22 protein-coding genes and 3 tRNA genes are annotated in these 19,945 nt (G+C 64.6%); 23 read left to right on the forward strand and 2 right to left on the reverse strand.

Annotation, left to right across the window (positions count from 1 at the left end):
• Positions 1–472 precede the first annotated feature (472 nt).
• From dnaN to A5773_RS11690, 8 genes are all read left to right on the forward strand, one after another.
• A complete protein-coding gene (gene dnaN, locus A5773_RS11655) occupies positions 473–1,672 on the forward strand; it encodes a DNA polymerase III subunit beta (RefSeq protein WP_066951072.1) in 1,200 nt (399 codons plus the stop codon).
• Entirely contained in the window at positions 1,673–2,830 is a 1,158-nt protein-coding gene (recF, locus tag A5773_RS11660; RefSeq protein WP_066951069.1) for a DNA replication/repair protein RecF, read from the forward strand. It begins immediately after the preceding gene.
• On the forward strand, positions 2,827–3,384 hold the full coding sequence (locus A5773_RS11665; RefSeq protein WP_066951065.1) for a DUF721 family protein: 558 nt from the start codon (positions 2,827–2,829) through the stop codon (positions 3,382–3,384). The genes recF and A5773_RS11665 overlap by 4 nt, the downstream gene beginning before the upstream one ends.
• Before the next feature lie 255 nt (positions 3,385–3,639).
• The gene (gyrB, locus tag A5773_RS11670; protein ID WP_066951060.1) at positions 3,640–5,673 is read left to right on the forward strand and encodes a DNA topoisomerase (ATP-hydrolyzing) subunit B; all 2,034 of its coding nucleotides are present in this window, start codon (positions 3,640–3,642) and stop codon (positions 5,671–5,673) included.
• Between the two features lie 47 nt (positions 5,674–5,720).
• The gene (gene gyrA, locus A5773_RS11675) at positions 5,721–8,240 is read left to right on the forward strand and encodes a DNA gyrase subunit A (RefSeq protein ID WP_066951057.1); all 2,520 of its coding nucleotides are present in this window, start codon (positions 5,721–5,723) and stop codon (positions 8,238–8,240) included.
• 114 nt (positions 8,241–8,354) lie between these two features.
• Positions 8,355–9,260 carry a DUF3566 domain-containing protein gene (locus A5773_RS11680; RefSeq protein ID WP_066951053.1) on the forward strand — a complete coding sequence of 302 codons (906 nt, stop codon included), beginning with the start codon at positions 8,355–8,357 and terminating at the stop codon, positions 9,258–9,260.
• Positions 9,261–9,318: 58 nt separating this feature from the next.
• Positions 9,319–9,392: transfer RNA gene (locus tag A5773_RS11685), tRNA-Ile, on the forward strand.
• 154 nt (positions 9,393–9,546) lie between these two features.
• Positions 9,547–9,619, forward strand: a tRNA-Ala gene (locus tag A5773_RS11690).
• A gap of 17 nt (positions 9,620–9,636) precedes the next feature.
• Here the strand turns inward: A5773_RS11690 and A5773_RS11695 are convergent.
• The gene (locus tag A5773_RS11695; protein ID WP_067790989.1) at positions 9,637–10,803 is read right to left on the reverse strand and encodes a tyrosine-type recombinase/integrase; all 1,167 of its coding nucleotides are present in this window, start codon (positions 10,801–10,803) and stop codon (positions 9,637–9,639) included.
• Positions 10,790–11,329, reverse strand: coding sequence for a helix-turn-helix domain-containing protein (locus A5773_RS11700; RefSeq protein ID WP_369817353.1), 540 nt, complete (start codon positions 11,327–11,329; stop codon positions 10,790–10,792). Before A5773_RS11700 ends, A5773_RS11695 begins: the two co-directional genes overlap by 14 nt.
• Before the next feature lie 96 nt (positions 11,330–11,425).
• Here A5773_RS11700 and A5773_RS11705 point away from each other — a divergent pair, with 96 nt between their 5' ends.
• The 15 genes from A5773_RS11705 (at position 11,426) to A5773_RS26020 (ending at position 19,785) form a co-directional block, all read left to right on the forward strand.
• Positions 11,426–11,656 carry a helix-turn-helix domain-containing protein gene (locus tag A5773_RS11705; RefSeq protein WP_067791052.1) on the forward strand — a complete coding sequence of 77 codons (231 nt, stop codon included), beginning with the start codon at positions 11,426–11,428 and terminating at the stop codon, positions 11,654–11,656.
• Complete coding sequence (locus tag A5773_RS11710; RefSeq protein ID WP_067790993.1) at positions 11,656–12,183, forward strand: hypothetical protein; 528 nt, start codon at positions 11,656–11,658, stop codon at positions 12,181–12,183. The genes A5773_RS11705 and A5773_RS11710 overlap by 1 nt, the downstream gene beginning before the upstream one ends.
• Complete coding sequence (locus tag A5773_RS11715) at positions 12,120–12,479, forward strand: DUF2742 domain-containing protein (RefSeq protein ID WP_082948195.1); 360 nt, start codon at positions 12,120–12,122, stop codon at positions 12,477–12,479. Before A5773_RS11710 ends, A5773_RS11715 begins: the two co-directional genes overlap by 64 nt.
• Complete coding sequence (locus A5773_RS11720; RefSeq protein WP_067790995.1) at positions 12,479–13,873, forward strand: AAA family ATPase; 1,395 nt, start codon at positions 12,479–12,481, stop codon at positions 13,871–13,873. The genes A5773_RS11715 and A5773_RS11720 overlap by 1 nt, the downstream gene beginning before the upstream one ends.
• A 223-nt stretch (positions 13,874–14,096) precedes the next feature.
• Positions 14,097–14,357: a hypothetical protein gene (locus A5773_RS11725; protein WP_156744817.1), complete on the forward strand. Its 261-nt coding sequence runs from the start codon at positions 14,097–14,099 to the stop codon at positions 14,355–14,357.
• The gene (locus tag A5773_RS11730; protein ID WP_156744818.1) at positions 14,350–14,676 is read left to right on the forward strand and encodes a hypothetical protein; all 327 of its coding nucleotides are present in this window, start codon (positions 14,350–14,352) and stop codon (positions 14,674–14,676) included. The genes A5773_RS11725 and A5773_RS11730 overlap by 8 nt, the downstream gene beginning before the upstream one ends.
• Positions 14,673–15,065 (forward strand): hypothetical protein, encoded by a 393-nt coding sequence (locus A5773_RS26010; RefSeq protein WP_156744820.1) that lies wholly within the window; start codon positions 14,673–14,675, stop codon positions 15,063–15,065. The genes A5773_RS11730 and A5773_RS26010 overlap by 4 nt, the downstream gene beginning before the upstream one ends.
• 3 nt (positions 15,066–15,068) lie before the next feature.
• Positions 15,069–15,548 carry a hypothetical protein gene (locus A5773_RS11740; protein ID WP_067791003.1) on the forward strand — a complete coding sequence of 160 codons (480 nt, stop codon included), beginning with the start codon at positions 15,069–15,071 and terminating at the stop codon, positions 15,546–15,548.
• Between the two features lie 148 nt (positions 15,549–15,696).
• On the forward strand, positions 15,697–16,545 hold the full coding sequence (locus tag A5773_RS11745; protein ID WP_067791004.1) for a phage major capsid protein: 849 nt from the start codon (positions 15,697–15,699) through the stop codon (positions 16,543–16,545).
• Positions 16,545–16,730: a hypothetical protein gene (locus A5773_RS11750; protein WP_067791006.1), complete on the forward strand. Its 186-nt coding sequence runs from the start codon at positions 16,545–16,547 to the stop codon at positions 16,728–16,730. Before A5773_RS11745 ends, A5773_RS11750 begins: the two co-directional genes overlap by 1 nt.
• A gap of 182 nt (positions 16,731–16,912) precedes the next feature.
• The gene (locus tag A5773_RS26015; protein ID WP_156744822.1) at positions 16,913–17,617 is read left to right on the forward strand and encodes a hypothetical protein; all 705 of its coding nucleotides are present in this window, start codon (positions 16,913–16,915) and stop codon (positions 17,615–17,617) included.
• A 216-nt stretch (positions 17,618–17,833) separates the two neighbouring features.
• Entirely contained in the window at positions 17,834–18,361 is a 528-nt protein-coding gene (locus A5773_RS11760) for a hypothetical protein (RefSeq protein WP_067791015.1), read from the forward strand.
• Between the two features lie 20 nt (positions 18,362–18,381).
• Positions 18,382–18,633 carry a hypothetical protein gene (locus A5773_RS11765; RefSeq protein WP_067791016.1) on the forward strand — a complete coding sequence of 84 codons (252 nt, stop codon included), beginning with the start codon at positions 18,382–18,384 and terminating at the stop codon, positions 18,631–18,633.
• A 373-nt stretch (positions 18,634–19,006) separates the two neighbouring features.
• Positions 19,007–19,597 (forward strand): NYN domain-containing protein, encoded by a 591-nt coding sequence (locus A5773_RS25580; RefSeq protein ID WP_082948196.1) that lies wholly within the window; start codon positions 19,007–19,009, stop codon positions 19,595–19,597.
• Positions 19,598–19,701: 104 nt separating this feature from the next.
• A tRNA-OTHER gene (locus tag A5773_RS26020) sits at positions 19,702–19,785 on the forward strand.
• Positions 19,786–19,945: the final 160 nt, after the last annotated feature.

Below are 19,945 nucleotides of genomic sequence, written 5' to 3' on the forward strand. Positions count from 1 at the left end.
CCCGCCACACGCGGAAGTTGTGCGCAGGACTGTGCACAACGCAATCAAACACCCGTGTACTAAGAGGCGCCGCGTGCACAGGCGTCCTTCCTCCCCAGCGGCCCAACACTCGACACACAGTCGTCCACGCGGTGATCCACAGCCCGATCCGCCGCCCTAGCTGCATCAAGCCGCCGCTGTCCCCAATCTGCACAGGCCTTATTACTAGTACTGAGATCTCTTCGTCGTTTCTTCTTTGAAATACAGCGTTGGGGACGAGCGATCGAATCCCTGTCGAGGATCCGTCGGTAACCCGGCTTGTCGGGCTTCGCGATTAGCTTTCAAGATGGCCGCGGACGATCTACGGTTGTTCTTCGACTGCCGTTGCGGTCGCCGGTGGCATGACATGTCGGTGGCGTCCGTCGCGGAGCCCCAAGCTAGCGGGGAGAGGCTAGCCACTGACTTTTAAACGCTCGGCAGGTGAAGGGACGCTATGGACGCGGCGACGACAAGAGCTGGCCTCAGCGACTTGAAGTTTCGTTTGGTGCGGGAGTCCTTCGCCGACGCGGTGTCGTGGGTGGCGAAGAACCTGCCGACCCGGCCGGCGGTGCCGGTGCTGTCGGGAGTGTTGTTATCGGGCTCCGATGAGGGCTTGACCATCTCCGGATTCGACTACGAAGTTTCCGCAGAAGCGCAGGTTGCAGCGGAAATCGCTTCTCCCGGAAGCGTTTTGGTGTCCGGCCGATTGTTGTCAGACATCACTCGGGCGTTGCCGAACAAGCCTGTCGACTTTTACGTCGACGGTAATCGCGTCGCGCTGAACTGCGGCAGCGCGCGATTCTCGCTGCCGACCATGGCGGTCGAGGATTACCCGACGCTGCCGGGCTTGCCGGAAGAGACCGGGACGCTGCCCGCTGAGCTCTTCGCGGAGGCGATCAGTCAGGTGGCCATTGCGGCCGGCCGCGACGACACGCTGCCGATGCTGACCGGGATCCGGGTCGAGATTTCAGGTAACACGGTGGTTTTGGCGGCCACCGATCGGTTCCGGCTGGCGGTGCGCGAGCTGACCTGGTCCGCGTCGTCGCCCGACATCGAAGCCGCCGTCCTGGTACCGGCGAAAACGTTGGCCGAGGCGGCAAGGGCCGGCGCGGACGGTTCCGAGGTGCGTTTGTCGCTGGGCGCAGGCAGCGGGGTCGGCAAAGACGGTCTGCTGGGCATCAGCGGGAACGGCAAGCGCAGTACTACGCGGCTGCTCGATGCGGAGTTCCCGAAGTTCCGCCAGCTGTTGCCGGCCGAGCACACGGCGGTGGCCACCATCAACGTGGCCGAGTTGACCGAGGCGATCAAGCTGGTTGCGTTGGTGGCCGATCGGGGCGCCCAGGTGCGGATGGAATTCTCGGAAGGCTCGCTGCGGCTGTCCGCGGGCGCCGACGATGTCGGCCGGGCCGAGGAGGATCTTGCGGTCGATTTCGTCGGCGAGCCGTTGACGATTGCGTTCAACCCGACGTATCTCACCGATGGTCTCGCGGCCGTTCATTCGGAGCGGGTCTCGTTCGGTTTCACGACGCCGGGTAAGCCGGCGTTGCTGCGGCCGGCTTCGGCCGACGACAGTCCGCCCGCCGGCAACGGGCCCTTCGGGGCGTTCCCGACGGATTATGTCTACCTGTTGATGCCAGTTCGGTTGCCCGGATAGGTGTACGTCCGGCATTTGGGACTGCGTGATTTCCGGTCCTGGGCGCACGCCGACCTCGAACTGGAGCCGGGCCGGACGGTGTTCATCGGGTCCAATGGCTTCGGTAAGACGAATCTCATTGAGGCACTTTGGTTTTCGACAACATTGGGTTCACATCGCGTGGGCACCGATACACCGCTGATCCGGGCGGGTGCCGACCGAGCGGTGGTGTCGACAATCGTGGTCAACGAGGGCAGGGAATGCGCGATCGACCTGGAGATCGCGGCAGGGCGGGCCAACAAGGCGCGGTTGAATCGGTCACCGGTGCGCAGCACGCGCGAGGTGATCGGAGTTTTGCGCGCTGTGCTTTTTGCTCCCGAAGACTTGGCTTTGGTGCGTGGGGATCCCGCGGAGCGGCGCCGCTACCTGGATGACCTGGCGACGGTGCGACGGCCGGCGGTGGCGGCGGTGCGCGCGGATTACGAGAAGGCGCTGCGCCAGCGCACCGCATTGCTGAAGTCCGCTGGCGGAATCCGGCACCGGGGTGACCGCGGCGCCCTGGACACCCTCGACGTGTGGGACAGCCGGTTGGCGGAGCACGGCGCGGAGTTGATGGCAGCGCGCATCGACCTGGTCAACCAGTTGGCGCCGGAGGTGGAGAAGGCTTATCAGTTGCTGGCCCCGGCGTCGCGGCCGGCGGCGATCGCGTATCGCACCAGCCTCGGCGCACACGCGGCGGCGGGCGGCGGCGGTAGCGACCGCGAGTTTCTGGAGGCGGCCCTGTTGGCCGCGTTGGCCGAACGCCGTGATGCGGAGTTGGATCGCGGGATGTGTCTGGTGGGGCCGCATCGCGACGATCTGGAGCTCTGGCTGGGTGATCAACCGGCGAAAGGCTTTGCCAGTCATGGGGAATCGTGGTCTTTCGCGGTGGCGCTGCGGTTGGCGTCATACGAATTGCTGCGAGCCGACGGGAGTGAACCGGTGTTGCTGCTCGACGACGTGTTCGCCGAACTCGACGCGGCCCGCCGCCGAGCATTGGCGACGGTGGCGGAATCGGCGGAGCAGGTACTGGTGACCGCCGCGGTGCTGGAAGACATTCCGGCGGACTGGGACGCCACGCAGGTGTACATCGACTTGCGCGACGACGACCTCGGTCGGGTTTCGGCGGTGCGGTCATGACCGACAGCGACGAACCAAATTCCGGCGACGCACCACCCGGCCCGCTGCGGGGTATCGACTTGGTCAGGCGCACCCTCGAAGAAGCCCGCGCCGCGGCGCGCGCGCAAGGCAAGGACGCCGGGCGGGGACGGTCGACACCGCCGGTGAACCGACGGGTCGCGGGGCAGCGACGAAGCTGGTCTGGCCCCGGACCCGATGTTCGGGATCCCCAACCGCTGGGCAGGGTGGCGCGCGACTTGGCTAAGAAGCGCGGTTGGTCGACGCAGGTCGCCGAGGGCACTGTGCTGGGCAACTGGTCGTCGGTGGTGGGCCACCAGATCGCCGACCATGCCACGCCGACGGCGTTGAATGACGGCGTGCTCAGCGTGACCGCCGAATCCACGGCGTGGGCCACCCAGCTGCGGATGATTCAGTCGCAGCTGTTGGCCAAGATCGCCGCGGCGGTCGGCAACGGGGTCGTGACGTCACTGAAGATCACCGGCCCCGCCGCGCCGTCGTGGCGCAAGGGGCCCCGCCACATCGCCGGGAGAGGTCCGCGCGACACCTACGGGTAGCGCCTCGACCGGCGCCGACGATCCCCACACACCGCTTTATCAACAGGGCGCTCAAAGCCGCTAGGACGACGTTAACTGCCTTGACGCACGTCGGGACGCGGCGGGAATAGAGAAATCGTCCGCACGGCGCGGTTAGCTGGGTAGAAACGCGCCCAGAGAATCGGTGCGGACGGCCCATCACGGTAGACTGGCGGCATGCGACTGATGCGGTGACTGGAACCGCCCGCATGAAACCCCAAGGAGAGCATTCCGACCGTGGCTGCCCAGAAGAAGAAGGCGCAAGACGAATACGGCGCTTCAGCGATCACCGTGCTCGAAGGGCTGGAGGCCGTCCGCAAACGCCCCGGCATGTACATCGGGTCCACCGGTGAGCGCGGGCTGCACCACCTCATCTGGGAGGTGGTCGACAACTCGGTCGACGAGGCGATGGCCGGTTACGCGAGCAAGGTCGACGTGCGGCTGCTCGACGACGGCAGCGTGGAGGTGGTCGACGACGGGCGCGGCATTCCGGTGGCCATGCACGCCACCGGGGCCCCCACTGTTGACGTGGTGATGACCCAGCTGCACGCCGGCGGCAAGTTCGGTGGCGAGAACAGTGGCTACACCGTCAGCGGTGGGCTGCACGGCGTCGGCGTCTCGGTGGTCAACGCGCTGTCCACCCGCCTGGAAGTCAGCATCAAACGCGACGGGCACGAGTGGTTCCAGTACTACGACCGGGCCGTGCCAGGCACCCTCAAGCAAGGCGAGGCCACCAAGAAGACCGGCACCACCATCAGGTTCTGGGCCGATCCCGAGATCTTCGAGACCACGCAGTACGACTTCGAGACCGTGGCGCGGCGCCTCCAGGAGATGGCCTTCCTCAACAAGGGTCTCACGATCAATCTCACCGACGAACGAGTAGAGCAGGACGAGGTCGTCGACGAAGTGGTCAGCGACACCGCCGAGGCGCCCAAGTCCGCGGAGGAGAAGGCGGCGGAATCGACTGCGCCGCACAAGGTCAAGCACCGCACGTTCCACTACCCGGGTGGGCTGGTCGACTTCGTCAAGCACATCAACCGCACCAAAAGCCCGATCCAGCAGAGCGTGATCGACTTCGACGGAAAAGGCCCCGGCCACGAAGTCGAAATCGCCATGCAGTGGAACGGCGGCTACTCGGAGTCGGTGCACACCTTCGCCAACACCATCAACACCCACGAGGGCGGAACCCACGAAGAAGGATTCCGGAGCGCCTTGACCTCGGTGGTGAACAAATACGCGAAAGACAAGAAGCTGCTCAAGGAAAAGGACCCCAACCTCACCGGCGACGACATCCGGGAAGGCTTAGCGGCGGTCATCTCGGTCAAGGTGGCCGAGCCCCAGTTCGAGGGCCAGACCAAGACGAAACTGGGCAACACCGAGGTCAAGTCGTTCGTGCAGAGGGTGTGCAACGAGCAGCTGACGCACTGGTTCGAGGCCAACCCCTCGGAGGCCAAAACCGTTGTGAACAAGGCGGTGTCGTCGGCGCAGGCGCGTATCGCGGCACGTAAGGCACGAGAGCTGGTGCGCCGCAAGAGCGCCACCGACCTCGGCGGACTGCCCGGCAAGCTCGCCGACTGCCGCTCCACCGATCCGCGCAAGTCGGAACTTTATGTGGTGGAGGGTGATTCGGCCGGCGGCTCGGCGAAGAGCGGTCGCGACTCGATGTTCCAGGCGATCCTTCCGTTGCGCGGCAAGATCATCAACGTCGAAAAGGCACGCATCGACCGGGTGCTGAAGAACACCGAAGTCCAGGCGATCATCACCGCGCTGGGTACCGGGATTCACGACGAGTTCGACCTCACCAAGCTGCGCTACCACAAGATCGTGCTGATGGCCGACGCCGACGTGGACGGCCAGCACATCTCGACCCTGCTGCTGACGCTGCTGTTCCGGTTCATGCGGCCGCTCATCGAGAACGGGCACGTGTTCCTGGCGCAGCCGCCGCTCTACAAGTTGAAGTGGCAGCGCACCGATCCCGAGTTCGCCTACTCCGACCGTGAGCGCGATGGCCTGCTGGAGGCGGGACTGAAGTCCGGCAAGAAGATCAACAAAGAGGACGGCATCCAGCGGTACAAGGGTCTCGGTGAAATGGACGCGAAGGAGTTGTGGGAAACCACAATGGACCCGTCGGTGCGGGTGTTGCGCCAAGTCACCCTCGACGACGCCGCGGCGGCCGACGAGCTGTTCTCGATCCTGATGGGCGAAGACGTCGACGCGCGCCGCAGCTTTATCACCCGCAACGCCAAAGACGTTCGCTTCCTGGATGTCTGACCTTCCTAGCTGCCGAGTCAGGCACGCCAACCCACAAAGGGGAATAGATGACTGACACCACGCTGCCACCCGGCGACGAGGCGGGCGACCGCATCGAACCGGTCGACATTCAGCAGGAGATGCAGCGCAGCTACATCGATTACGCGATGAGCGTGATCGTGGGGCGCGCCCTGCCGGAGGTACGCGACGGTCTCAAGCCGGTTCACCGCCGCGTGCTGTACGCGATGTACGACTCCGGATTCCGCCCGGACCGCAGCCACGCCAAGTCGGCCCGGTCGGTCGCCGAGACGATGGGGAACTACCACCCCCACGGCGACGCGTCGATCTACGACACTCTGGTCCGGATGGCGCAGCCATGGTCGCTGCGGTACCCACTCGTCGACGGCCAGGGCAACTTCGGCTCACCGGGCAACGACCCGCCGGCGGCGATGCGGTACACCGAGGCGCGGTTGACCCCGCTGGCCATGGAGATGCTGCGCGAAATCGACGAGGAGACAGTCGATTTCATCCCAAACTATGACGGCCGGGTGCAGGAACCGACGGTGCTGCCCAGCCGGTTCCCCAACCTGCTGGCCAACGGCTCCGGCGGCATCGCGGTCGGCATGGCGACCAACATCCCACCGCACAACCTGCGCGAACTCGCCGAGGCCGTGTTCTGGTGCCTGGAGAATCACGAGGCCGACGAGGAAGCCACGCTGGCCGCGGTGATGGAGCGGGTCAAGGGCCCCGACTTCCCCACCTACGGATTGATCGTGGGCAACCAGGGGATCTCCGACGCCTACAAGACCGGCCGCGGCTCCATCAGGATGCGCGGAGTCGTGGAAGTGGAAGAAGATTCGCGCGGCCGAACTTCGCTGGTGATCACCGAGTTGCCGTATCAGGTCAACCACGACAACTTCATCACCTCGATCGCCGAGCAGGTGCGCGACGGCCGACTCGCGGGCATCGCCAACATCGAAGACCAGAGCAGCGATCGGGTGGGGCTGCGCATCGTCGTCGAGATCAAGCGCGACGCGGTGGCCAAGGTGGTGCTGAACAACCTCTACAAGCACACCCAGCTGCAGACCAGCTTCGGCGCCAACATGTTGTCCATCGTCGACGGGGTTCCGCGCACCCTGCGGCTCGACCAGATGATCCGCCATTACGTCGCGCACCAGCTCGACGTCATCGTCCGCCGCACCACCTATCGGCTGCGCAAAGCCAACGAACGCGCCCACATCCTGCGCGGTCTGGTCAAGGCACTCGACGCGCTGGACGAGGTCATCGCCCTAATCCGGGCGTCGGAGACGGTCGACATCGCCCGGGCCGGGCTGATCGAGTTGCTGGACATCGACGAGATCCAGGCCCAGGCGATCCTGGACATGCAGCTGCGTCGCCTGGCCGCCCTGGAGCGCCAGCGCATCGTCGACGACCTGGCCAAGATCGAGGCCGAGATCGCCGACCTGGAAGACATTTTGGCCAAGCCGGAGCGCCAGCGCGGCATCGTGCGCGACGAGCTCGCCGAGATCGTCGAGAAGCACGGCGACGACCGCCGCACCCGGATCGTCGCGGCCGACGGCGAGGTCAGCGACGAGGACCTGATCGCCCGCGAGGACGTCGTCGTCACCATCACCGAGACCGGTTACGCCAAACGCACCAAGACCGACCTGTACCGCAGCCAGAAACGCGGCGGCAAGGGCGTCCAGGGCGCCGGCCTCAAGCAAGACGACATCGTCAAGCACTTCTTCGTCAGCTCGACGCACGACTGGATCCTGTTCTTCACCACGCAGGGCCGGGTCTATCGCGCCAAGGCCTACGAACTGCCCGAGGCGTCCCGAATTGCCCGCGGCCAGCACGTCGCCAACCTGCTGGCCTTCCAGCCCGAGGAGCGCATCGCCCAGGTCATTCAGATCCGTGGCTACGAGGACGCCCCATACCTGGTGCTGGCCACCCGCAACGGCCTGGTGAAGAAGACCAAGCTGACCGACTTCGACTCCAACCGGTCCGGTGGAATCGTGGCGATCAACCTGCGCGACAACGACGAGTTGGTCGGCGCGGTGCTGTGCTCGTCGGAGGACGACCTGCTGCTGGTTTCGGCCAACGGCCAGTCCATCCGGTTCTCGGCGACCGACGAGGCGCTGCGGCCGATGGGACGCGCCACCTCCGGCGTGCAGGGCATGCGGTTCAATACGGACGATTACCTGTTGTCGCTCAACGTGGTTCGCGAGGGCACTTACCTGCTGGTGGCGACGTCCGGCGGCTACGCCAAGCGCACCGCGATCGAGGAGTATCCGGTGCAGGGCCGCGGCGGCAAGGGCGTGCTTACGGTGATGTTCGACCGGCGGCGCGGCAAGCTGGTGGGTGCGCTGATCGTCGACGACGACAGCGAGCTGTACGCGATCACCTCCGGGGGCGGCGTGATCCGCACCGACGCACGCCAGGTCCGCAAGGCGGGACGACAGACCAAGGGCGTGCGCCTGATGAACCTGGGCGAGGACAACACGCTGCTGGCGATCGCGCGCAACGCCGAGGAAAACGCGGACGAAGTCGTCGAGGAAGCGGAAGGCGCCGCGGAGTCCGACGGCTAGTCGGTGCCAATCCCGGGGGTCCGAGGAACGGCCGGGCAATTAGACTCGGCCCGACCAGACAAAATGTGACTGCCATCGCCCCCGGGGGCGTGGCAGGAGATCAAAGGAGTCGGGGTGAGCTCACCGAACGAGCCGGGCGCCCCCAAAAAGGGCGATGGCCTCAATGGGGACGGCTCGGCCGAGCGCGCCGGCGTACACCGCGCGACGCCGCCCGCCCAGCCCGGCCGCGCTCCGGACGCCGGGGAGTCGCCACCGTGGCAGCGTGGTGGGCCCAGGCCCCCGCAAGCGCCGCAGCGCCAAGGTGAGCCCCCGACCGAGGCGCGGCCGTCGGGCCCGCCCACCGGCGTCGAGGCCCGACTGAACCGGTTCATCTCCGGCACCGCGGCGCCGGGCGCCGGCGCGCCCCCGCCGCCGAAGAACCCGCCGCACGAGGCCGACGCCCCGTCGGGCCGCGGCGACGGGCCGCCGGCGGAGGCATACGCCAGCGAATTGCCGGACCTGTCCGGCCCGACGCCGCGCGGCCCGCAGCGCAAGACGCCGCCCGACCGCACGCCGGAGGCGGCGAGCCCCTCCGGGTCGGGCCGTTCGTCGGCCGCCGAAAGCCGGGAGGGCCGCGAAGGCCGTGAAAGCCACACCCAGGTGACCCGGCGACCGCGCGGCCCGGTACGGGCCAGCATGCAGATCCGCCGGATCGATCCGTGGAGCACGCTCAAGGTCTCCCTGCTGCTCTCGGTTGCACTCTTCTTCGTCTGGATGATCGCCGTCGCGTTCCTCTACCTGGTGCTCGGCGGCATGGGGGTGTGGTCGAAGCTGAACAGCAACGTCGGCGACCTGCTGAACAACACCAGCGGCAGCACCGGCGAGCTCGTCTCCAGCGGCACCATCTTCGGCGGCGCCGTGTTGATCGGCTTGGTGAACATCGTGTTGTTGACCGCGATGGCCACCATCGCCGCCTTCGTCTACAACCTGACCACCGATCTGATCGGCGGTATCGAAGTGACGCTGGCGGACCGCGACTAGCGTTTTGGGGGTGGGGCGACGATTGCGGTAATCTCGTCGCTCGGCCGTACCCGTGTACGGGCCTATAGCTCAGGCGGTTAGAGCGCTTCGCTGATAACGAAGAGGTCGGAGGTTCGAGTCCTCCTAGGCCCACAACCATGTGCCCGTCAAGACGTTGCGTAAGACTCGCCCTGCCAATCACACTGATCGCTGTGGTGGCGGCGGTGGTGGTGCGCTCCCGACGCGGGGTCGAGGTCTGGCACGTGGCGGTGGACGACGCAACAGGTCAGCCACCCGATCCCGTCGAGGGGCCTTAGCTCAGTTGGTAGAGCACCGCCTTTGCAAGGCGGGTGTCAGGGGTTCGATTCCCCTAGGCTCCACAGAATGAAACTGCATCTCAGGCCGTGTTTCTCTGTAGCAGGCTCGATGCCGAATCGGTCGCGCTGACCACATTTTGACCACAATTGCGAGTTAATAGCGCGTTGATGGCCACCCCCACAGCCTCGACGTCCGACCCATACAGGTGGCCATAGCGGTCCAATGTCAGGCCCGCGGACTCGTGTCCGAGCATGTTCTGCAGCGCCTTGATGTTCGCGCCCGCCTGGATCGCAAGCGACGCCGCGGTGTGCCGCAACTCGTGAAGCTTGAAGTCATACACCACGGTCTGCTTCCCGTCCGCATCCGTCACCGTCTGCGGGAACAACTTTGCCGTTGTCACCGCCTGCGACCACCATCGGCGTCGTACATTGCTGCCTCTCATGTAGCCGCCGGCTGAGTCTGGAAACACCAGGCCGTCTGAGTCGCCGGGTTCAAGAAGACGGGCAACGAACGCTGGCAAGCTGACGGAGCGTCCCTTCCCGTTCTTTGGTGACCCGACTACAAATGTGCCATCGACCAGCGTCACCGACCGCGCGATCCGTACCCGCAGGTTCTCCAAGTCGAGATCCCGCCAACGGAGTTCGGCGGCCTCCCCGAAGCGCAGTCCGCACGTCCCCAGCACGTACACCAGCGGGCGATTGGCGCCGGATCCGTCGGCTAGGGCATGCAGTTGTTCAAGCGTCAGGAAACGCTGCTCTATCGCGCGCACATGGGGCAGTTCGATCCCGTCGACCGGGTTCAGCACAAGCCGGTTGTCGTCGACCGCCATCGCGAGCACCTGGCGCAGGACGCCGATTGTCTTGTGGACGGATGCCGGTGCCAGATCCACGCTGAGATCGGCGACCCATTTGCGCACGAAGCGGCGGCTGATATCCGCCAGCGCCACATCCGAATACTTGGCCAGGGCAGTGTCCAGCACCGCTTGATAGCGAGCGCGCGTCGATGGCGTCAGCTTGTGTTTCGAGTCCAGCCACGCCTGCGCATACTCACCCAGCTTCACCCGACCCGCGGCCGGCGCGACGTACGCGCCGCGGCGCTTGTCGACCTCGAGCTGCTCCGCCCACGCCTGGGCATCCCGTTTCGTCGGAAACCCCCGTTTCGTCGTCTGACGATGGTCGGGAGTGCGGTACCGCACGCGGTAACGCGTCGTGCCAATCGACGTTTCGTACTTCTCAATCGTCGCCACGTTCGCGTGCCTCCAACTTGTCTGCCAACGCGTCGAGGTCTATGCCCTCCTTGCGGGCATCCTCAACTGCCTGCTGGTAGGCGGATTGGTAATACCCTCGAACCTTCCAGCCCGGATGCCCCGCGTGCATCGTTTCGACCCACTCGTTGCCCCCGTGGTCATAGAGGCCGTCGGATGCGGTCAGCCAGCTCCAAAGCTCCTCTGCCGTGACGGATTTCGGTAAGCCGGTAGCAGTGACGGCATCTTGGCCACTTTCTGCATCGGGCATCAACAGGGTTATCGGCCAAACTCCGAGCGCGCGCGCTAGAGCCATCAGGTCATCCGGGGTCACTCGTCGCTCCCCGGACTCTATGCGCCGAATCCCGACGGCATTTATGGACCAACCTGCTAGGTCCTGCAAACGCTCGGAGAGCTGCGTGTAATTCATGTTCTGGTTCGTTCGCAGCCGCTGTACGTTCGCGGCCACCGTCTTAGCTGTCGGCCCGATTTCGGGTTCTCTTCCCGCCACTCGTCCATATTGACACACTTTGTCAATCTGCGAGCCAACCTTGACAGCGGATAACCGGAGGTGGTCTACTCTGACTGTTGTCAAAGTATGGCAGCACAGTGACAGGAGATGACAATGTCGGATCTAGCGGACAGAGCGGCGGTGCTCACTCCCGATGATTTACCGCCGATTGCGACGGCCGCACAGGTCGCCGAGGTCGTACAAACGACGGTCGACGCCCTCGCTCAAGATCGCTACCGCCGGCGCGGCATTCCCCATGTGAAGATCGGCGGTCGCGTCCGGTATCTGAGAGCGGACGTCTTGAAGTTCTTGGCGGACAACCGAATCGGTGGGGACGCAGCTTGATGTCCGCCACTTACAGCGAAGCGGCCCCCGGGATCCTCGGTGTTCGCGCACCGAGCGGGGACCGCTCCAACCCATTCACACAAGAACAGGAGAACCTCATCATGCCACAGACTCACGACACCAGGGAGGCCGCGCGCGAAGCCAACCATGGCTGCCAGTTCAGCTGGTGTGAAAACGACATGGACGCCCACGAGGCCCAGCGATGGGAACACTTCAACACGCCGAGTTATGTCCCGGCTACGGCCGATTCGCTGAGGTGCTTGAAGGGTTACGACCGGATGCTCACCTCTGAGTTTGTGACCGTTTTGGGTATCGGCGTCCGGTACAACGAGGATCTTGACCCGGCCCCCAAGGTGGTCGTTCATATTCACGGTGGCGTCGATCAGACTGACGCCGACTATGAACTGCGGATCGACGAAGCGACCATGCTCTACAACGAGCTTGGAAACGCAATCCGAACCGCATGCAACGGCACAAACCTCTCCCCTCGGCGCATCGCCAGCATCTACAGCGGGGAGGATCGGTGATCGACTCGCGCCAAGTGGATTGGTGGCTCGTTCACCAGTTCGTACAGCCACTTCTGACGGAGGTGGGGTGCTGGCCAATGGCCGGCACCCTCACTTGGCAGAACCTCGCTGAAGACCACCCGGCGAAAATCGCCGCCATCTACGACGCGGCGCAGCATCACGCCTTGCGTGTTGACGCCGCGCAGGCTGCGCTTGTCGGAGCGGGACAGGACATTTCGGCCGCGGTCGACTGGTCAGGTTTCGCGTCAAGCAGCCGTCAGCGCAACGGGATCTACATCCCTCGCGAGGTGGCCTAATGGATTCGGAAACGACGCCGCCGATCGAGATGCCGCGGGTCTGGCGGGCCAGCGAGCTCAAACCCGCCGTCCAACCCCGCTGGCTGGCAAGAAATCGGATCCCTACGGCCGCCGTCAGCCTGCTCGTCGGAGACGAAGGCATCGGCAAAAGTCTCACCTGGGTATGGTTCGCCGCACCGATCACCACCGGGGAAGCCCTGCCCGAGTTCGGCATCCCAGCCCGCGACCCAGCCGACGTGATGATCATCTGCACCGAAGACGGCTGGTCCGACACCGTCCTCCCACGCCTGACGGTGGCCGGCGCAGACCTGGACCGCATCAGCGTCATCTGCACCGACCACGACGGCAGCGGCGCGCCCATCTTCCCGCGGGATATTCACCTCATCGCCGAAGCCGTGCCCTCTCCTGCCCTAGTCGTCGTCGACGCCTGGCTCGACACCGTGCCCGCGATGTTGTCTGTCCGCGATCCCCAGCAGGCCCGCCAGGCGCTGCACCCGTGGAAAGACTTGGCGACCTTCACCGACTCGGCCGTGATGCTGGTGACCCACACCAACCGCATCGTCTCCGGCAACCCCCGCGACCGCTACGGCGCCACGGGCGAACTCCGCAAGAAAGCCCGCATGACGCTCTACGCCCAGACCGACGACGACGGCCAGCTGCTCGTCGGCCCGGAGAAGGCCAACAGCGCAGCTCCGATTCCGGCGTCCAGATTCACCATCAAGCCGGTGCAATACTTCCCACCGTCTGAGGAGCACGACGGCACCGTTCCACTTCTCGTCTACGCCGGCACGTCTGACCGCACCGCCCGCGAGCACCTGGCTGCCAACGCCGAGTTCGGCGAAGAACCCGGCGGCAACCCAGCAAAGATATTCCTGCTCGATTACCTCACCCGCGAAGGCGGCGAAGCCAAAGCCGCCGATGTCCTCAAAGCCGGGCGCTCCGCAGGGTTCAGCGACCAGGAGCTCAAGGACGCACGCCGGCGCCATCGGCACCCTCGCATCGAAAGCCGCAAGGCCCGCGGACTCAGCGAGGGGTGGGTCTGGGCCATCAACCATGAAGGTGGCACACCGCCCGAAGGTGGCACAAAAACCGCCGAAGGTGGCGAAGGTGGCACCCAAGGAGGCATGCCACTTAGCCTGCCACCTTCGCCACCTTCGGGACATTTGCCACCTTCGGAACCCACCGATTCGAGCCCTCCAAACGGGCTTGTGCCCACCCCTGCGTCCATGCCGCGGCACCGACACTTGACGGCCGTCCACAGCCACCACCACCGCACCAACTTCCAGCCGCCCCCCGGCGCCAGCCGCTGCCGCGAATGCGGCTGGCACATCCCGACCATGGGCCATAACCCAACCTGCTCAGCAAACTCCGCTGTAGGGGAAGGGGCGAGCTGATGCGCGGAGCGATTTGGGCGGCATACTCCGACACCGACGCGCTGTCCACGACTTGCACCAACTGTGGTGCGCAGAAGGGCCACTGGTGTACGCGAACAGATGGCCGCGTCCGGAGGGTGCCGTGCGTAGCCCGGACTGCAGCCAGCATCGGCAGCGGTGACGGCCGGCCATACGCCCCCCGCGATTTCAGCCAGCCGATCCACCCCCCAGAGAGGACAGAAGCATGAATAATCCACTTGGACACCCCGACAATCCACTCACCCGCCGCGCCCCGCTCGACGCGGTGCTCCTCGCCCAGTCGTTCTACCGCGATGACACAGCAGCCACCGCGGTCCTTCTCGGCAACTGCGACCCCTACAGCGTCGCGCTGCAGCTGTGCGGGTTCCTCTTCACGACCCTCAAACACTTCGATGTCGACGTCGAAGACCGCCTAGCGATCTGGCTTGAGTCGACCCGACGTCAGACGGGAGAGGCAGATGGCTGACCTCCCTGCCCAAGTGCCGCAGCCTGATCCGCGCGGCTGGCTCGCGTTCTCCGCGCCGCTGCCCGACGAGCTGCAGCGAGCCGAGGACAGCACCCAGCTGGCCGATTTCTGCGCCGAAGGCGTCACATGGCGGTACGAGTGGGACGAAGCGACCGGCTATCAGTGCGATTACTTCGAGCGACCGGCCACCGACACCGAAAAGACCTTGCTGACCATGTTGGGCTACACCGTGCCTGACGACCTCATCACCAAGGTGTCGTTCCCCTCGGGGCTGGTGCGCCGTCGCCGCTGGCCCCAGTTGGAGACCGTAACGCCGTGAAGATGCTGACGATTCACGCAGCCCCGCCCGGCCGCCCTCACGATTTCTGCTGGGGCATCGACGGAGAGATCGCAGTCCCCACAACGCTTGTCTGCGACCGGCCCGACTGTGGCTGCGACCGCTCCCATATCGGACTCAACTCCCATCGAGCATCAACCACGCTCATGGTCCGAGAAATCGACATCGATTTCGACGACTTAGTTACCGCGTGCTCGGGCTACCTGCAAGCCGCGGGTTGGGCAGATGAATTCGGGGCGGGTAACGCCGAGGCAGTGGCTGGTCAGATGGCCACCGCCACCGCGGACGTAGCCACCGAATATGCGGCAGGCACAGTGCTACGCGCCGCGTTCGACCACAACCGTCAACAGTGGAACTACACCGAGGAGTGAAACATGAGTGAGAACAGCCCAACCGCCCCACCTAACCCAGGGGGCGACGACCAGCACGCCGACCAGCCAGAGACCGGACCAACCGACGACGCCGAAGGCATAGACTCCGAACCCCACGACAGCTCGCCGAATGCGGAGGCCGCGCGGTACCGCCGCCAGCTCCGCGAAGTCGAGGCCGAACGCGACGGGCTCGCCGAGCGCCTGCAGGGTCACCAGCGCCGCGAAGTGGAGGCCATGGTCGCCGACCTCCTCGACGTCCCTGCCGACCTGTTCGACATCGGCCAAGTGCAGGCGAGCGACTTCTACAACGACGACGGCACCCTCAACGAAGGCGAACTGCGTGCCGCCGCCGGTGCACTCCTCGAGGAGCGCCCCCGACTGGGCAAGCCGCGCCCAGCGGGGCAACGTTGGCAGAACTTCGGCCAGTTCGCGCCGCCGCCACCGCAGCGTGGCGCCGCCTGGTCTGACGTCCTGGGCAGCTAGAATCGCAGGTGACGTTCGGAGCGTCGGCAGGACCGGGCCGAAACGTCACCGCGAGGGCCAGGCGCCCAGCCGGAGAACTCCAGGCGAGTGACCGGATCACATCGAATCCGTTGCGCAACCGCGCATTTATCGCCTTGGAGGCTTACGCATGGCTTCAACGACATCGACGTTCGCTCCGATCCTCACCCCATCGCAGGTCGGCGAACTCGTCATCCAACCCCTGATCCAGCAATCCGTCGCCGGCCAGGTGCTCACCACCATTCCCATCACGACGCACTCGTATCGGGTGCCGCTGGTGACCGCCGACCCGGCCGCGAGCTGGACGGCCGAAGGCGCCGAAATCACCGCTAGCGATGCGACGCTCGACGAGCTGGAAATCACCCCGTCGAAACTCGCCGCCCTGTCGGTGATCTCAACCGAGCTCGCCAACGACAGCACACCGGCCGCAGCACAAGCCGTCGGCGACGGCATCGTCCGCGACCTCACCCGCAAGGTCGACCAAGCGTTGTTCACCGCCACGACGACAAACGGACCAGGCGGCCTGCCCGGCGTCTCGGGGGTCACCTCCGTCAGCGGCCCGGCCAGCGCCTACACCAACGTGGACCCGTTCAGCGACGCGATCTACACCTCAGCGCAACACAACGGCGAGATCACCGCGTGGGTCACCAATCCCGCGACCGCGCAAGCCCTGGCGAAGGTCAAGCAATACACCTCGGCCGACTCCAACGTCCCGCTGCTGGGTGCAGATCCAACGATGCCGGGTCAACGCCAGATTCTCGGAATCCCGCTGCTCACATCGCCGTACGTCACCACCACTAACAACGTGGTGTGGGGCATACCGAAGACCTTCGGGTACTTCATCCTCCGCCAGGACGCCGTGGTCGAATCGGACCGCTCCGTGTTCTTCACTTCGGATCGCGTTGCCGTGCGGGCGATCCTAAGGGCCGGCTTCGGCTTCCCCAACCCCGCCGCGATCGTCAAGATTGCGACCACCTGATGACCATGACAACGAAGCGCCAGCGACGCACACCAGACAACGACGGCACCACCGTCACCGTCAACGTCAACGAGCCGCACCTCGTCTTCCACGACGGCGAGCAACGCGGCGGCACACTGACCGGTGTCCCTACGGGTGTCGCCGAGCACTGGCAACGCCACGGTTGGGCAACCGTCGTCGAATAACAAGACCGGCGGCGGCACGGGCGTCAAACGGGCTTTCAAGCGCACCAGACATCGCGTGCTCCTTTCCCCGCAAGGTTTCGCCAAGACGACCGATATCTGCCATCGGCCCAGCGAAGTCCTGCGCCCTGCCGCCGCCACACCACCAGGAGACCACCGTGCACTTGCCACCTGCGCCACCCTGGATGGCCGACCTACCCGCCTTGCATCACCAGCGCGCCAAGGCATTCCACGGGCTGCCCTCCCACGCCGCATCCCATTGGGTGGACGGCAAGCCCATCTTCAGCGTCGACGCGCGCAAGGTGCGAATACTCGCTATCCGGGGCCGCTGCTGGCTGTGCGGCTATCCACTCGCATCTCCGGGTTACGTGGTCAGCACCGAAACAGACCGGAATGACCTCTATGGCCACCTGTTCTCGCAAGCCTTCGGGCCGGCACATCACTCATGTGTGCTCTACTCAGCAGCCGCGTGCCCTTTCCTACGCTACCGAAAGTCACGCCGCCGCATCACCGCCCACAGCCCGCGAGGAACAGCAACCATAAAGGGCTTCAACCGCTTTGGTGTCTTCTTCCCACCCAGCCCAATTGCGTTCATGGTCTTCGGCTACTGGACAGCCACCGAAACAATCCCACTCACAAATCAGGCACATCTCGCGGACCTCTACGAGCAAGCCGTAACCGACGACACCGCAACCAAATTCACCGCCACGCCACGCCTGTACTGGACCGACGCTCCCGACGACCTGCGGCGCCTCGCCGCCGAATGGTCACGAGAAAAACAGAGGCTCCAATCATGGGCGCAGACCTCAACCGTGACCATCGACCGACACACCTACCGCGGACACGCAATCGACCAACCGCCACACGACCAGCCGGCACTGATCGGCTGATACGGGGCCATCAAAGCCCCCTCCGCCCCAGGCCGGACGCCGGATAGGCACTGATGATTCTGACTTGTACGGTCTGGAGACCTAAAAAGTCCCAGACTCGTAGAAACTCCGAGCGCCAGTACCTTGTCGGTGTCCGGGTGCCCGGTGCCGGGGCCCCCGGGCCGGGCATCCGTTGGACGCTGAGACAAGGCGGTGCGCTTCGATAAGCTCGGTGGAATGTTCATTGGGGAGCAAGACTGGGAAAGGCTGAGGTCTTACCTGAGCGCCGACTTCCGGCAGGGCCCAGGGGTCGAGCAGGCACCGAAGGTTGTTTTCGCACTGGTTTCGTCGCTGGTCTCGCCTGACGAGATCGTGACCGGTCATTCCGATTACGTTCCAGCTCAATCGACTACGACGTGGCGGACTTGGATCCTGACTCACACGTCAATCGCTTACGTGGAGGTCCTCTTCGATGCCGAGTTGTACACATCGGAGGCGGAAAGCCTTCAGGGGCAATACCGCGAGAAGCCGCCGCAGTTGAAGGTGGTGGCAGCGTGGGTGCGGCCGATGTCTGATGTTTCCGGCTTGGAGATCGAAGCGGTCAGCCAGGTTCTGCTGGACGGTTGGTTCGTATCGCTGGCGCGGCTGCGTTTTCGAGGGCATACGGAATTGTTCGACCTGCCCAGTCAGCAGGGTTTGCATGGTGATCAGCGGGTCCGGTCTGACGCCTTCTACCGGGAGCTTCGGGACCGCATCTTCAACTAGCTGACGTTCTAGGGGGTTTCATGGCTGCTGATGAGGATCAGCTCGAGGAGTGGTGGGGCCGGCTCACCGAGGAGCAACAGACGCTGCTGAAGCAGGCGGTCCAACGCTATCCCGTGGACTCAGCGATCGTGGGTGTGCTGGTGTCGACGAGATGCCCCATACCCGGTGGTTGGGTGCTCACGTCGTGGACGTCGGTGCCGGACTCGCAAGCGGTGAGCATCCACGGTGCGCTGGAAGGGTTCATCGAGAGCAAGCTCGACGACGAGAACTAGGTACGATTGGATGTCACCGCTTGCTCGTAAATTGACTGTTCTGCCTGTTCGAGCACTGTGATCTACATCACATTATTGACTTTCAGCCCTGTAATTACTAGCGCAAGGCATCCAGCCGCATATAGGACACCGTCTCGTTGGCCCAGAAGCCTCGCTGAGCGACTAATTTATGCGCGGAGGGGGTAGACGGTGCCCGGCGCCTCAGTGCCTCCTACGTCGGCATTGAGGGCTGTTTATGCAGGTCAGCAGCGGGAATGCCCGGGCGTGTCGCGTTGTTGACAGAGACGCGAACGGTTCTTACCTTCGCATGTGTAGCTCCCCGCCGTCCTCCGGGCCTGGCGGGGCTTTTTATATCTGCATAAGGTAATGACCGATGACAAATCCAACGGTGGACGTCTTCATCGACTACCAGAATCTCCACCTGTCCGCCGGCGAGGCCTTTGTCGTTCCCGGTATGCCGCCCCATACCTACTTGATTCACCCCGCGAAGTTCGCCGATGTTCTCATGAAGCGCCGCCAGATATATGGCCGCGGTGGAACGGTCCAGAACATCTATGTGTATCGCGGGCAACCCAGCTCGGCGAAAGAGCCCCGCCAGGCGGCCCGCAACAAAGCCCAGAAAGCCGAATGGGAACGTGACCGACGGGTCAAAGTGGCTACGCGCGCGCTCCGGTATCCCCAAAACTGGCCTACCGATAAGGCCAAAGAGAAAGGTGTTGACGTAAAGCTGGCGATCGACTTCGCGCGGTGCGCCCTCACTACTAACACCGACACACTGATCTTGGCTTCACGAGATACGGATTTAGTGCCGGCCCTGGAGATGGCGCTCGACCTCGGGAAGGCTCACATCGAAGTCGCGGGATGGAGCAACACCAGCCGCTTGCGTATTCCGGGTAAGCAGCTCTGGTCCACTTCCCTTAGCGGCGCCGAATTCACCGCCTGCAAAGACCCGAGACAGTACTAACCGAGCCGCAACCCCCTGGTGCGACTTGCTGTGGCCACGCCGTGACCACAATCTGACCACAGTTACAGATAACTACTGTTAACCACAGTTGTGCGCTTTCGCACTTGAGCCAGGCTGAGAGTCCATGACCTGCCGCTGGATTCGCCTTTGCAAGGCGGGTGTCAGGGGTTCGATTCCCCTAGGCTCCACAGATCGTGGGCGGACCGACATGCGTCCGCCGCCAGGAAAGGCCAACGGAAACCGTTGACGTAACTCGCGGGCCAGTTCAATTCAGGCGGGGTTTTGCGTCCCGGATCGATAGCGATCCCGCTAATGTGTAAGCACTGATCGTGTGCCTAATAAAGTCGC

It is taken from the genome of Mycobacterium sp. 852014-52450_SCH5900713 (genome assembly GCF_001667075.1).
Classification (GTDB): Bacteria; Actinomycetota; Actinomycetes; order Mycobacteriales; family Mycobacteriaceae; genus Mycobacterium.

Coding starts and splice junctions, on each gene's coding strand:
- A5773_RS26015 (WP_156744822.1), top strand. CDS start 16,913: ATGGCCGACCTACCCGCCTTGCATCACCAGCGCGCCAAGGCATTCCAC.
- A5773_RS11750 (WP_067791006.1), top strand. CDS start 16,545: ATGACCATGACAACGAAGCGCCAGCGACGCACACCAGACAACGACGGC.
- A5773_RS25580 (WP_082948196.1), top strand. CDS start 19,007: ATGACAAATCCAACGGTGGACGTCTTCATCGACTACCAGAATCTCCAC.
- A5773_RS11725 (WP_156744817.1), top strand. CDS start 14,097: ATGAATAATCCACTTGGACACCCCGACAATCCACTCACCCGCCGCGCC.
- A5773_RS11710 (WP_067790993.1), top strand. CDS start 11,656: ATGTCCGCCACTTACAGCGAAGCGGCCCCCGGGATCCTCGGTGTTCGC.
- A5773_RS11740 (WP_067791003.1), top strand. CDS start 15,069: ATGAGTGAGAACAGCCCAACCGCCCCACCTAACCCAGGGGGCGACGAC.
- A5773_RS11715 (WP_082948195.1), top strand. CDS start 12,120: ATGCAACGGCACAAACCTCTCCCCTCGGCGCATCGCCAGCATCTACAG.
- A5773_RS11730 (WP_156744818.1), top strand. CDS start 14,350: ATGGCTGACCTCCCTGCCCAAGTGCCGCAGCCTGATCCGCGCGGCTGG.
- gyrA (WP_066951057.1), top strand. CDS start 5,721: ATGACTGACACCACGCTGCCACCCGGCGACGAGGCGGGCGACCGCATC.
- A5773_RS11760 (WP_067791015.1), top strand. CDS start 17,834: ATGTTCATTGGGGAGCAAGACTGGGAAAGGCTGAGGTCTTACCTGAGC.
- A5773_RS11705 (WP_067791052.1), top strand. CDS start 11,426: ATGTCGGATCTAGCGGACAGAGCGGCGGTGCTCACTCCCGATGATTTA.
- A5773_RS11765 (WP_067791016.1), top strand. CDS start 18,382: ATGGCTGCTGATGAGGATCAGCTCGAGGAGTGGTGGGGCCGGCTCACC.
- A5773_RS11720 (WP_067790995.1), top strand. CDS start 12,479: ATGGATTCGGAAACGACGCCGCCGATCGAGATGCCGCGGGTCTGGCGG.
- A5773_RS11745 (WP_067791004.1), top strand. CDS start 15,697: ATGGCTTCAACGACATCGACGTTCGCTCCGATCCTCACCCCATCGCAG.
- dnaN (WP_066951072.1), top strand. CDS start 473: ATGGACGCGGCGACGACAAGAGCTGGCCTCAGCGACTTGAAGTTTCGT.
- A5773_RS11665 (WP_066951065.1), top strand. CDS start 2,827: ATGACCGACAGCGACGAACCAAATTCCGGCGACGCACCACCCGGCCCG.